This window comes from Erwinia sp. Leaf53 (assembly GCF_001422605.1).
Classification (GTDB): domain Bacteria; phylum Pseudomonadota; class Gammaproteobacteria; order Enterobacterales; family Enterobacteriaceae; genus Erwinia.
Genome location: NZ_LMLK01000003.1, coordinates 94922 through 107162 on the forward strand (window position 1 = coordinate 94922; position 12241 = coordinate 107162).

Genomic DNA, 12241 nt, shown 5'->3' on the forward strand with positions numbered 1-12241 from the left:
CCCATAATTTACCACCGCATTAGCGGCTTGTACCAGACGGAACGCTAATGGGTGACGGCGGCAGACGCGGCCGGACGCGAGTGTCGCCAGGAGAAGCTGAACTGGAACACCACCGCCAGCACCAGCGCGTAGGCGGCAAACACCAGCCAGATGCTGGTCCAGTCTTTTACCCCGGCCACGGAGAAGTAGTCCACTACCCAGCCGCTGAGGATCGCGCCCAGCCAGGCGCCGACGCCGTTGACCATGGTCATAAACAGCCCCTGCGCGCTGGCCCGCATCCGCGAGTCCACCTCCTGCTCAACAAACACCGAACCGGAGATGGTGAAGAAATCAAACGCGCAGCCGTAGACCACCATCGACAGCAGCAGCAGCACAAAACCAAACGCCGACGGGTCGCCCCAGGCAAACAGCGCAAAGCGCAGCACCCAGGCGATCATGCTCATCAGCATCACCGTTTTGATGCCGAAGCGCCGCAGGAAGTAGGGAATGGTGAGGATAAACGCCACTTCCGAAATCTGCGACACCGACAGCAGCATCGACGGATAGCGCGTCACCAGGCTGTCAGCAAACTGCGGCTGGCGGGCAAAGTCGTGCAGGAACGGGCTGCCGAAGGTGTTGGTGATTTGCAGCACCGCACCGAGCAGCATGGCGAACAGGAAGAACACCGACATGCGCGGATTTTTAAACAGCACCAGCGCATCCAGCCCCAGCCGGCTGACCCAGCTGCGCGAGGGCAGCCCTTTGACGATCGGCGTGGTCGGCAGGGTCAGCGCATACAGCGCCAGCAGCAGCGATGCCCCGGCGGCGATATACAGCTGCACGTTGCTCAGCTCCAGCTGCAGCAGGCTGACCGCCCACATCGCCGCGATAAAGCCGACCGTGCCCAGCACACGGATGGCGGGAAAGTGGCTGACGGTATCCAGCCCGGCCTTCTCCAGCCCGGCGTAGGCGATGGTGTTGGAGAGCGCCAGCGTCGGCATAAACGCCATCGCATTGCCCAGCATCGCCCAGAACATCAGCTGCGGCTGGCTGGCCCCGGCCGCCCACACCAGCATGCCGGCGCAGGTCAGGTGGCACAGCGCGTAGACCCGGTTGGCTGGCAGCCACTTATCGGCGACGATGCCAATCAGCGGCGGCATCAGCAGCGCCGCAATACCCTTGGCGCTGTAGACCAGGCCCACGTCGGCTCCGCGAAAGCCGAGGGTGTTAATCAGATAAGCACCCAGCGTGACCAGCCAGGCCCCCCAGATGAAGTACTGCAGGAACATCATAATCTTCAAGCGTAGTTGTATCGCCATCACGCTGCCCGCCGTTTAGTGTCTGCTCAGGAAAGTTTGCCGAGGAAGCCGCAGATCAGATTGATAAAATTCTGCTTAGAGAGCTGCGCGGCCGCAAGCGTTTGCGCATGGGAGAGCTCAACGTCACCGAGGCCTTCCGCGAGGTTGGTGATCGCCGCTACCGCCACCACTTTCAGGCCGCAGTGGCGGGCGCTGATAACTTCCGGCACCACCGACATGCCGACCACGTCACCGCCGATGATCTGCATCATACGGATTTCGGCGGCGGTTTCGAAGTTCGGGCCGGAATAGGAGACAAACACCCCTTCGGTCAGCGGGAAGCCCTGTTCGCTGGCCACCTGCTGCAGCACGCCGCGGTAGTCAGCATCGTAAGCGTTAGCCAGTGAGAAGAAGCGGTCGCCAAAGCGGTCGTCGTTCGGGCCGACGGTCGGCGTGCCGGGCATGGTATTGATATGATCGTTCAGCGCCACCAGGCTGCCGGGGCCGACCTCCGGGCGCAGAGAACCGGCGGCGTTGGTGGAGAAGAGGATTTCGCAACCGAGCAGTTTAAAAGTACGAATAGCGCTGGTCATCACCGCCATGCCGCGCCCTTCATAGAAGTGGCCGCGCCCCTTCATGCACAGCACCGGCACGCCGGACAGGGTTCCGGCCACCAGCTCACCGGCGTGGCCGTGTACGGTGCTGACCGGGAAGCCCGGCAGTTCGGCATATGAGAACACCACCGGATTTTCGATCTGCTCCGCCAGTTCCCCCAGGCCGGAACCGAGGATAAAGGCCACGCGCGGATTCAGGCCGTTGAGGCGTGAGCGGATAATATCGGCGGCGTAGAACGGGGAATTATCAAGAGAGGTCATCGGCTTAGCAGCTCCATATGTCGGTAGTAAGAAAGTAATGTGACGCTACTCTTATACCGATTTCCTGCAAAGCTTAACCAATACCGTTTAACCACATGATTGATAGCGTAAATGTATCAATTGAAGATCGCGCCCGGGCGGGCCAGCACCTCAGCAATTATTTTGTCGGGGATTGCCTCAAGCCGGCTGCCCTGTCTGGCCTGCATATCAGTAATGACTCCTGAAGACTCCAGAGAGTGCTGCATGGTGGAGCAGTGCCTCAGTGTCAGTACAGTTCAAGATGCAGCCTTCCCTGCCCCAGCAACTGCGGCCATAACTCACCCTCTGGCCACCCTGCCTCACGCGCCACCGCATCCAGCGCCGCCCGTACCGCGCTTTCGAGATGGCGCCGGTTGCCACAAAGGTAGATATGCGCGCCGCGCTGCAGCAGCCCGGCAATCTGGTCAGCGTGATCGGCTATTGCGTGCTGCACGTAGTATTTGCTGTCGCCGTCGCGGGAGAAGGCGGTCAGCAGGCTGCTCAGTACCCCGTCGGCCAGATGCGCTTCCAGCTCCTGACGATAAAGGAAATCCACCTCGCGCTGTTTATCACCAAAAATCAGGCAGGTTTCACGCTGCTGCCCGCTGCCCGCCATTTCGCGGGTCAGGCCGATCAGCGGCGCGATGCCGGTGCCGGTACCGACCAGCAGCAGCGGGGCGTCAGCGTCCTCCGGCAGCCAGCAGGCGGGGTTGCTGCGCACAAAGATCTTCACCGCGTCCTGCGCCAGCAGCCAGCCGGTCGCCATCCCCTGCCGCGGGCGGCCGTCGCGCGCGTAGCTGACTTCACGTACACAGAGATCCAGCGTCTGCTCATCGCCGGCCGAGGCGATCGAGTAGGCGCGCGGCAGGCACGGCGACAGGATCTCCAGCAGCTGCGCCAGGCTGACGGAGCCGGGCGGGCAGTGGTCCTGCAGCACGTCCAGCAGGTCTGCGCCCCACAGGTACGCTTCCAGCGCCTTACGCTGGCTGCTTTTCAGCAGCGCCTTCAGCGCCTCGCTGCCGCCCAGCTTCGCCAGTTCGCGCAGCACGCCCTTACTCAGCTGGCGCAGCTCTTTATCGCGCAGCTGGGTAATCGCCCGTTCATCGCCCAGTCCTGCCGCCAGCCCGGCCAGCAGCGTTGGGTCGTTCTCTGGTAAAACCCAGAGCGTATCACCGGCACGATAGCGGATGCCGCTGCCGCGGATATCCAGCCGGATATGCCAGGCGTGTGGCGCACTGCCGCTGAGGTGCGATCGTTCCAGCACCCGGGCGGTAAAGGCGTTCTGCTCACCGTAAGGCGTCACCTGCAGCCGCAGCGCCTGCCCGGCCTCAGCATCGCCCTGCAGCACCTTTTCCACCACCGCCAGCCACTGGCGGAAGAAGTCCTGATAGCCGGCGTCGGCATCTACCCGGTTAATCAGCGCCTGCCCGCCCTGCGCGGCCAGCGCGGCGTCGAGCGCCTTGCTGAAGCCGCAGAACTGCGGATAGGCGGTATCGCCAAGGCCGAAAATGGCGTAGCGCAGGCCGCCGGGCGCGGCGTAGTGCGGCAGCTGCTCCAGCAGCCGGTCGGCGTTGGCGGGCGGTTCGCCGTCACCGAACGAGCTGGTCAGCAGCAGCAGCAGGTCGCCCTCATTCGGCTCCGCCTGTAGCAGCTGGTTCAGTTCCGTCACCTGCGGCGCGAAGGGCTGCAGGAATGTCGCACCGCCCAGGTATTCGGCCAGCGCCCGGGCGTTGCCGGATTCAGAACCGTAAGCGATCAGCACACGTTCGATGGGTTTGTTCATGGCTTAGTTGTCGTAAAATTCGTCGAACTGCTCTTTGGAGAACTCCACCGCGTCAAAGTCGGTCATCAGATCGTTGATCACCCGGCGGATGCTGATGTAAGCGTTGATATTGCCCTGCTGGTCATACAGCGGCTGCACCGTGGTATCGACCACGTACAGGCCACCGCCTTTACCGACGTTGGGGATGATACCGGTCCAGATCTCGCCCGCTTTAATAGTGTCCCACATCTCCTTATAGGTGGCTTTTGGCACCGAAGGATGGCGCACGATGCTGTGCGGCTGGCCGAGCAGCTCTTCGCGCTGGTAGCCGGTCAGGGTACAGAACAGATCGTTAACGTAGGTAATGGTGCCCTGCAGATCGGTGGTGGAGATCACCATCACGTTGTCGAGGGCGCTAATCAGCTGTGCGGAGTCGAGGTTCTGATTCATGTTTCTTTCCTTACGGTAAGCCTGGCCGTCGCGGCCAGTGCCAAGTGGGTAGAGGATGCTGCATCAACCATAAGATGCATTTCAAATACACTTTATACGATCCGCGATCAAAAAAGCAATCAAAAGCCGCGTAAAAAGAAACGGTATTATTGATGTAAATCAATAGATTGAATTATTACCAAAAGGTTAATCAGATGATGCGGGTGGGTTTCGCTTTGCCAGCAGGCAGGTGGCAGCGCGTGTCGCCGACGCCGCATACAGGGCGACTGATGAGAATAAGTATCATTTAATTTACCACTGAAATTACCGATGCTATTATTGGCACTATCCGACGTTCAGACCTGAGCGGCCCTTCCCCCAGCCAGCGGAGTTCCATGAATACACAGCGACATGCCCGCCAGGAACAACGCTTCTCGGTGGCAAACTTTCTTGAATATGGCCAGCGCCACGCCATTGACTACCGCTTTCCGGCGCTGGGCAGCGCGCCGCAGCGTTCGCTTGCCGCCACCGTGGTGCAGGGTTACGTCGACGAGCATCTGTTGCCCTCCGGGCTCAGCGTTACCTGCTCCGACCTGCAGATCGTCCAGCCGTATGAAACCACCTCCGCCGGCCACTCCCCGCTCTATATTCTGGTGGTGGTCAGCGGCTGCGTGCAGCTGTGGCTGAACGGCGAACCCCAGCTAATGCGCGGCGGCATGGCGCTGGCCACCTCAATTGGCGACCGGCTGGAGCTGAAGGCACGCCACGACGCGGGCCAGCGGCTGGTTGCCATCACCCTGGGCATTAATCCGGCGCGGTTTCAACCGGGATCGGAGATCGCCACCCTGCTCGGGGCCTGGCAGCAGCGCTATCCCGGTTCGGAGGTGTGGCAGATCCCGGACCATCTGCTGACCGGGCTACGGGGGGTGCTGCAGCCCTGTGCCGATCCGCTGGTGCGCCAGCTGATGCTGGAGGGGCTGCTGCTGCAGCTGCTGGCGCAACAGCTGCTGGCCGAACCGGCCGAAGCCGCTTCACAGACGGGTACAGCAGGTACAGCAGGTACAGCAGGTACAGCAGGTACAGCAGGTACAGCAGGTACAGTATCTCGTTCCGGAATGGCGAAAACTGCGGGTAACACGGCGGCCATCCCGCAGGAAAGCCCACCGGCATTTGCCTCCGCCGCCGCTGAAGCCAGGGCAGACGCGGTGGCGACCGCCGGTATTACCCGGCCCGTTGCCGCCGCATCGCCGCAAAGCGGCATGGCGGTTGCCTCGTTAACCCCACCTTTGCCGCCCGGTGAACGGGCGCGGCTGGAGCAGGTGCGCCAGCTGATCGCCGCCAGCCCCGAGCAACCCCATACGCTGGCAGAGCTGGCGCGGGCGGCGGCGATGAGCCCGAGCAGCCTGCGCAGCAAGTTCCGCCAGGCCTACGGCGACTCGGTGTTTAACTATCTGCGCGACTGCCGGCTGGCGCAGGCCAGGCGCTACCTGCAGCAGGGGCACAGCGTGCAGCAGGCGGCGTGGATGTCCGGCTACCAGCACGCCAGCAACTTCGCTACCGCCTTTCGCCGCCGCTACGGCGTGGCACCCAGCGCGCTGCAGGCCGGTTGAGCAAACACCCGATCCCGGTTGTCCTGTTCGCCTGTGACCGGGGCCCGCCTCATCACGAGCTGACCGGGCTGGCGATAGTTCCTGAAAGCAACGGACATTATCGCCGGGATCCTGACTGTGAATTACGCCGGATAACAGCGCCGTGCCGGTTGCCCCGGCCTCTGTCCGCCCGCTTTTGTCATCCCGCATACGCAATCCGGCAGTTCGCATAGGTGCGAATGCGAATCTTTCAGCAATAATAGCCGCCGCGAATTTGATAAAAACAGAGAGACTTTCTTTATGGCAAGGCACGGTTACCGGCATTTCTCCCTTCTGGCGCTCAGCATTGCGGCCTCCCTCTCACCGCTGGCGCAGGCCGCCACCGCTAACAGCGACGGCACGCTGGTGGTCACCGCCGGTGGCGGTAGCGCCGAAAACAGCGTTGCGCCCTATACCAACAGCGCCAGTAAATCGGCGGTGCCGGAAAGCCGTACCGCGCAGACTATCGATACCATCAGCAAGGCGGAAATTGAGAAGCGCCATGCAAATTCACTGAATGAGATCCTGCGCTACGAAGCGGGCGTGGCGACCGAAATGCGCGGCTCCACCACCTATATGAGTGAGTACAAAATTCGCGGCTTCAGCGCCGAGCACGAGTACTACAACGGGCTGCAGCTGCCGTACAACGTCAGCGGCAATACCAAAGCCGGCATCGATCCGATCCTGATCGAGCAGGTGGATATCCTGAAAGGCCCCTCCTCGGTGCTGTACGGCAACGCCTCGCCGGGCGGGCTGGTGAATATTCAGGGTAAAACGCCGAAAAAAGAGCAGAGCACCGAGGTGGAGTTCACCACCGGCAACCGCGCGCTGCGTGAAGGCACGCTGGACTCCACCGGCCAGATCGCCGACAGCGACTGGAACTACCGCTTTATCGGCAAGGCCAGCGCCGGTGACGATCAGGCACAGACCACCAAACATGAAGGCTATCTGCTGGCCCCGTCCGTCAGCTGGCAGCCGTCAGACCAGACGCGCCTGACCATCGATGCCATCTACCAGGATCAGCCGAGCCTGACGCCGTCCAACCCGCTGCCGCTGGCTTACCTGCGCAGCGGTTCGGCCAGCCGTGATGACTACGCCGGCGACCGCTGGAACGGCTTCAAACAGCGCCAGACGCTGATCGGCTACACCTTCGAGCACCAGTTCGACAGCGGCTGGGGCGTGGTGCAGAAAGCACGTTATGCCCACGTGGAATCATACCAGCGCAGCATCTACTCCACCGGCACCAGCGGCAGCGACACCACCCTGTCGCGCTTTGGTTACACTACCGATGAGTCGCTGAACAACGTTAATATCGACAACCAGCTGACGAAAACGCTCAGCCTGGGCGAGTGGAAACACCATCTGCTGGCCGGCGTTGACTATCAGCGCCTGAACGCCAACTTTAACTATGATTACGGCAGCGTTTATCCGGCGATCGATATGCAGAACCCGGATCACGGCGTGGTCACCGATAACAATCTCGGCCTGTATGCGGCCACGCGCCAGCATATGAGCTTTAACCAGGCCGGTTACTATCTGCAGGATCAGGTCGAGTTTGGCGGGCTGAACCTGATCGCCAGCCTGCGCTACGACGACTACCGCTCCACCACCACCGATCACCTCAACGGTGGTGATAAAAGCTGGGTCGACCAGGATCGCGTCACTAAACGCCTCGGCGCGCTGTACCAGTTCGACAACGGCATCGCGCCGTTTATCAGCTATTCGGAAGGCTTCCTGCCGGTGTCGCCGATTGGCACGCTGAGCGCCACCCAGGTGAAACCGACCACCAGCAAGCAGGTGGAAGGCGGGGTGAAAACGCTGCTGGCCGACTACGCCACCACGCTGACCGCCTCGGTGTTTAAGATCAATCAGAAGAACGTGCTGACCACCGATAACACTTACGTGGGTGGGCTGGCGAACTACCGCCAGACCGGTGAGATCGAATCGAAAGGGTTTGAGTTCAGCGCGGTGAGCCGTCCGCTGGAGAACCTGAACCTGATCGCCAGCTACGCCTATACGCGGGCGATTAACGTGCAGGACGACCGTTATCAGGGCCAGCGCGCCACCCAGGTGCCGGAAAACACCCTGAACCTGTGGAGCGACTACACCTTTGCCAGCGGCCCGCTTAACGGCCTGATGCTTGGTGCCGGGATGCGCTATCAGGGCAAAACCGCGATCACTCCGGACAACTCGGTGCCCGCCATCGGCGGCAATACCCAGTTTGACGCCGCCGTGGCGTACGACATGGGGGTGGTCAGCAACAGCCTGAAGGGCTTAACCGTGAAGGCCGGGGCGCAGAACCTGACCAATAAGTTCACCTACACCTGCTACGACAGCAACTACTGCTGGATCGGCCGCGACCGCAGCTGGCAGGTGGGTGCCAGCTATAAGTTCTGATTTTTTCAGCACCCGGGGGCGGCAGGGAGGCCGCCCGCAATAGCGCAGCAAAGCCAGTGAACAGACCATCGAGGTGGTGACCGTAAAATTAATTAACGAACAAGGTTTTTTACGTTCTTGATTACTACTCTTTCAGTCATGCATTCTTTTGAGAAGATCGGCTACTGAGGAGAGTACCCCAATCACCTCGTCGTCAGAGGGAAGATCGCCGTCGTAAACCAGTTCAGAAAAAGCACCGTGGAAAACACCCCTGATATTTTCCCAGGTTTCAAGTGGCTGGCTGAAAAGCACACTCTCATGCAAAGGCTGATCAAGCCAGATTCCTGCATCTTCGAACTGATCTCTGTCGGCCTGTTTCACAAGATCGACCATATCCAAAAGTTCATCAGAATAAAAAAGCTGACTATATTGTGCATCACGTTTAATCATGCATAGATCATATATATGCCGAATTTTATCAGATAATGCCTGCTGTGGGTCTTCGGACCTGGATGCTCTGACCAATCCTAATATTTTTTCCGCAACCGTTCGTTTGATGTCGAGAACGTTGATTGCAAATCTTTCCAGTCCGAAACGTGTTATCACCGCATCACCACCCTCAATCAGCCCTTTCCTGATGAATTCTGCAATCAGTGATTCAACAGGCATAGGAGAAAAAGGCTCAGGTGAGGTAAAACTGTTTATTTCAAGCAGAATAACATCCGAGGCGTGACCAAAATCTCCATCAACGATTCGTGGAAACTCATAATAGACTTTCCGGAATTGACTTCCTTTGGACTCACCAGGACTCTCAATATAAGTCAATCCGGCAGAAATCCTTTGCTCAGCGGCCCTTATACGCTTTTTAATCTGGTTATCGCTAAGCGCCCGATGGTTAAACATGGCCAGATCGACATCTTCTGAAAACCTTTGAATCAGACCAAAGACCCTGGATAACGCCGTTCCACCTTTAAAAATAAAATCCTCCCTGAACTCAGACTGGCTTAGCTGGAGAAGGACTCGTGTAACCCAGTAATCCTTCTCGACATAAACCTCTGGGATCTTAAAGTGATCTGCTGTCCGGTTAATCAGTTCAAGAAACATTTCTGGATTATCATGAAGGTTCATTCGACATTCCATTTATCAGCATTATCCCAGGAACCGTCCAGTCCAACTCGGTAGCGGGTAGTCGGATTGAGCTGTTTTTTGATATTCTCCGCTATATTTATATTAATTTTCTCTGTCAACAACCCTAACAAGGCTCTCGTTGCAGGCGAATAAAAACCGGACAGATTAATAATCTCATCAAGATCACTTTTGTCGATATCCTTCAGTTTCCCTGCCATCACCTTCATGACGGATGAAGGATTACTGTCCGGTATTTTCTTAATATCTGAAAGTACATCAAGGATCTCAAGATATTCTCTGTTGGATTCCGAAACAGGCGCTTTAGCTTTCACTAATTTAACTTCGATCGTGCCAAGATTCTTGCGCTGTGGTGATTTGTTACTGGCAATGGTAATCGTTCTGGGTACCTGAGTGGTCAGACCCAGTCTGTTATAGAGGCCTGTTCCCGTAACATAACCTCTCCGCTTGCCATCCTGATAGATGAAGGTGTTCAGCTTCTCAGTATCACTGAGCTGCATTTCGCCAAAAATCCCTTTCTTTGGACGATAAAACTGCCCTTTTGCGAACCTTTTAATGTCGCCATTCTTCACCAGACGACTGACAGCCTTCACCGTAGTTTCAGGATTTGAAAGAAATGGAGATAAATCTCCATAGGTAAAAATTTTACCCGGTTCAAATCGAGTTATCTCATTCTCAACCAAGGGTTTAATCTTCATATTGCTTCCCTCCTGATAAGTATTCTACACCCACCTTAAAAAATAGAAAGTTTTTTTGCAGAAAAACATGACATTTAGAGTAAATGGACTCACCATTTCTTAGCAAGAATATATATTTAACTTATTGTATTTATTACATTAAATTTTAAGCCACAACAACAAATAATCGAAAAATAAGCGAACCAGCAGAGAGAGGAACTGACAGAGTTTAGGAGCAATCCGGCAGCCGCAAAAGACTGCCGAATTAAACCGGACCCGGCAGGCACCGAATCCGTGGTAGCACAGAGCGTTAGCCCAGCACCTTAAAGCGTTTATCGTCTTCGATATAGGTTTTATCTTTCGCCGGGGCCTGGACAGAACCAAAGTTCAGGTGCGCGCGCAGTTTCCAGCTGGCCGGGATATCCCATGCCTCGCGCACGTCGTTGTCGATCAGCGGGGTGTAGTGCTGCAGGTTGGCACCGATCTCCTGCTCGGCCAGCGCCAGCCAGACGGCGTACTGGGCGATGCCGGTGCTGTGCTCAGACCAGATTGGGAAGTTATCGGCGTAGCTCGGGAACTGCTCCTGCAGGCCGGCAATCACGGTTTCATCTTCGAAGAACAGTACGGAACCGGCGGAGGCGGCAAACATATCCATCTTATCGCTGGTGCCCTGGAAATTCTCGGCCGGGACGATTTTGCGCAGCTGCTCGCGGGTGATCTCCCACAGCTTCTTATGCTCTTCACCGAACAGCACCACCACGCGGGATGACTGTGAGTTAAAGGACGACGGTGCCTGACGGACGGCTTCTTTAATCAGCGCTGCAACGTCTTCTTTCGACAGTGGCAGATCGTTACCCAGTACATAGATACTGCGACGCTTCGTGGCGATTTCTAAAAAATGACCCGACATAGTTCCTCCTGGCTGAGTTTCTCCGGGAACACCCCGGAGCCTTTCATACTATGAAAATTCTGATGAAAATGGCAGCCAAAAAATCTGTGGGTGTTGTTAAAAAAAACTGAACGGCCGCGGGCCGCTGCACGGTGGATTGCTTTCGCCTGCGCGATAACGTAATAGTAACCGCTCCTGGAATTGCGCCGTGTTGTGCCATGTCCCATTCCGATCGCTTTTATGAAAAAATTGAAACCACGCTGGGCGTGGATTACATGCTGCGTGCCGGTGAAGGCGTGCCGGTGGACGGCGTGGCGATCCGCCCGCACGTGCATCTGGAACATGAGATTATGTGGTTTCGTCGCGCGCGCGGCGCGTTCTCGATCGGCAGTGAAAAATTCAGCGTGCAGGACAACACCCTGGTGTTTGTTGGCTCGATGGTGCTGCACGATATGGAACTGGAGCACAGCGGCGATCATCAGCGCTTTTTACTGCAGTACCAGCAGGCCGTGCATCATCGCCTGAAATACCCGTTTCAGCTGGGCGATCTGCAGGCCGGTTTTGTGCTGCAGCTTAACCCGCAGCAGGCCGAGCGGCTGCAGTTTCTGTTTACCTGGTTTAGCGAGCTGCACGCCGCGCCGCAGGGCCCGGAGCAGATCGATCCGCTGCTGGTGCTGCTGCTCAACACGGTGTACGGCTGCGGCGAACAGGCTGATAAAGTCATCGTCAGAGGCGATAAGGCAGGCCCGTTCGATACGCTGATTGATTTTGTGGTGTGGCTGGAACACCAGCAGCGCTTTACCCTCTCACTGACCGAGGCCGCCGCCCGCTGCGGGCTCTCCACCAGCCACTTCTCGCGCACCTTTAAAAAGATTATGCAGGTCGGCTTTAAGGAGTATCTGATCCGCAAGAAGATCGCCCGGTCCGCAGAGTTGCTGAGAAACAGCGACCTGAGCATAACCGACGTCGCCTACCGCTGCGACTTTACCGACAGCGCCTACTATTGCTACAAATTTAAAGCGCTGATGGGCGTATCGCCGAAAACCTTCCGCCAGCGCAGCCGCACCACCCGCCAGCTCTCCTCTTACCATGACGTGGCCGTGCTGACGCCTGCCGCCGACGGATAGTGCGTCGCTATCATCATCCGCCTGACCAGGGCTTATC

General features: G+C 57.8%; 10 protein-coding genes. 3 read left to right on the top strand and 7 right to left on the bottom strand.

Features of this window, described 5'->3' with window-relative positions; all coding sequences use genetic code 11:
- Nucleotides 1-44: 44 nt before the first annotated feature.
- The 4 genes from ASF13_RS04250 to ASF13_RS04265 form a co-directional block, all read right to left on the bottom strand.
- On the bottom strand, nucleotides 45-1298 hold the full coding sequence (locus ASF13_RS04250; RefSeq protein WP_056232940.1) for a nucleoside permease: 1254 nt from the start codon (nucleotides 1296-1298) through the stop codon (nucleotides 45-47).
- Nucleotides 1299-1324: 26 nt separating this feature from the next.
- A complete protein-coding gene (gene xapA / locus ASF13_RS04255; protein WP_056232943.1) occupies nucleotides 1325-2152 on the bottom strand; it encodes a xanthosine phosphorylase in 828 nt (275 codons plus the stop codon).
- Between the two features lie 265 nt (nucleotides 2153-2417).
- Complete coding sequence (locus ASF13_RS04260) at nucleotides 2418-3953, bottom strand: sulfite reductase flavoprotein subunit alpha (protein ID WP_056232945.1); 1536 nt, start codon at nucleotides 3951-3953, stop codon at nucleotides 2418-2420.
- Between the two features lie 3 nt (nucleotides 3954-3956).
- A complete protein-coding gene (locus ASF13_RS04265; protein ID WP_056232947.1) occupies nucleotides 3957-4382 on the bottom strand; it encodes a PAS domain S-box protein in 426 nt (141 codons plus the stop codon).
- A gap of 374 nt (nucleotides 4383-4756) precedes the next feature.
- On the opposite strand from ASF13_RS04265, the gene ASF13_RS24875 reads away from it, so the two are divergent.
- Nucleotides 4757-5971: a helix-turn-helix transcriptional regulator gene (locus ASF13_RS24875; protein WP_235514945.1), complete on the top strand. Its 1215-nt coding sequence runs from the start codon at nucleotides 4757-4759 to the stop codon at nucleotides 5969-5971.
- Between the two features lie 279 nt (nucleotides 5972-6250).
- Nucleotides 6251-8386, top strand: a complete 2136-nt coding sequence (locus tag ASF13_RS04275) for a TonB-dependent siderophore receptor (protein WP_056232951.1) — start codon at nucleotides 6251-6253, stop codon at nucleotides 8384-8386.
- Nucleotides 8387-8518: 132 nt separating this feature from the next.
- Here the strand turns inward: ASF13_RS04275 and ASF13_RS04280 are convergent, their stop codons facing one another.
- From ASF13_RS04280 to ASF13_RS04290, 3 genes are all read right to left on the bottom strand, one after another.
- Nucleotides 8519-9493, bottom strand: a complete 975-nt coding sequence (locus ASF13_RS04280; protein ID WP_056232953.1) for a nucleotidyl transferase AbiEii/AbiGii toxin family protein — start codon at nucleotides 9491-9493, stop codon at nucleotides 8519-8521.
- Nucleotides 9490-10209 carry a DUF6088 family protein gene (locus tag ASF13_RS04285; RefSeq protein WP_056232955.1) on the bottom strand — a complete coding sequence of 240 codons (720 nt, stop codon included), beginning with the start codon at nucleotides 10207-10209 and terminating at the stop codon, nucleotides 9490-9492. The genes ASF13_RS04280 and ASF13_RS04285 overlap by 4 nt, the downstream gene beginning before the upstream one ends.
- Before the next feature lie 289 nt (nucleotides 10210-10498).
- Complete coding sequence (locus ASF13_RS04290; protein WP_056232956.1) at nucleotides 10499-11098, bottom strand: nitroreductase family protein; 600 nt, start codon at nucleotides 11096-11098, stop codon at nucleotides 10499-10501.
- 197 nt (nucleotides 11099-11295) lie between these two features.
- Here ASF13_RS04290 and ASF13_RS04295 point away from each other — a divergent pair, with 197 nt between their 5' ends.
- Entirely contained in the window at nucleotides 11296-12204 is a 909-nt protein-coding gene (locus ASF13_RS04295; protein WP_056232959.1) for a helix-turn-helix transcriptional regulator, read from the top strand.
- Nucleotides 12205-12241 lie beyond the last annotated feature (37 nt).

What these genes read in the sequence shown, in the direction of transcription:
- ASF13_RS04250 (WP_056232940.1), bottom strand. Translation starts at nt 1,298, where the DNA reads ATGGCGATACAACTACGCTTGAAGATTATGATGTTCCTGCAGTACTTC.
- xapA (WP_056232943.1), bottom strand. Translation starts at nt 2,152, where the DNA reads ATGACCTCTCTTGATAATTCCCCGTTCTACGCCGCCGATATTATCCGC.
- ASF13_RS04260 (WP_056232945.1), bottom strand. Translation starts at nt 3,953, where the DNA reads ATGAACAAACCCATCGAACGTGTGCTGATCGCTTACGGTTCTGAATCC.
- ASF13_RS04265 (WP_056232947.1), bottom strand. Translation starts at nt 4,382, where the DNA reads ATGAATCAGAACCTCGACTCCGCACAGCTGATTAGCGCCCTCGACAAC.
- ASF13_RS24875 (WP_235514945.1), top strand. Translation starts at nt 4,757, where the DNA reads ATGAATACACAGCGACATGCCCGCCAGGAACAACGCTTCTCGGTGGCA.
- ASF13_RS04275 (WP_056232951.1), top strand. Translation starts at nt 6,251, where the DNA reads ATGGCAAGGCACGGTTACCGGCATTTCTCCCTTCTGGCGCTCAGCATT.
- ASF13_RS04280 (WP_056232953.1), bottom strand. Translation starts at nt 9,493, where the DNA reads ATGAACCTTCATGATAATCCAGAAATGTTTCTTGAACTGATTAACCGG.
- ASF13_RS04285 (WP_056232955.1), bottom strand. Translation starts at nt 10,209, where the DNA reads ATGAAGATTAAACCCTTGGTTGAGAATGAGATAACTCGATTTGAACCG.
- ASF13_RS04290 (WP_056232956.1), bottom strand. Translation starts at nt 11,098, where the DNA reads ATGTCGGGTCATTTTTTAGAAATCGCCACGAAGCGTCGCAGTATCTAT.
- ASF13_RS04295 (WP_056232959.1), top strand. Translation starts at nt 11,296, where the DNA reads ATGTCCCATTCCGATCGCTTTTATGAAAAAATTGAAACCACGCTGGGC.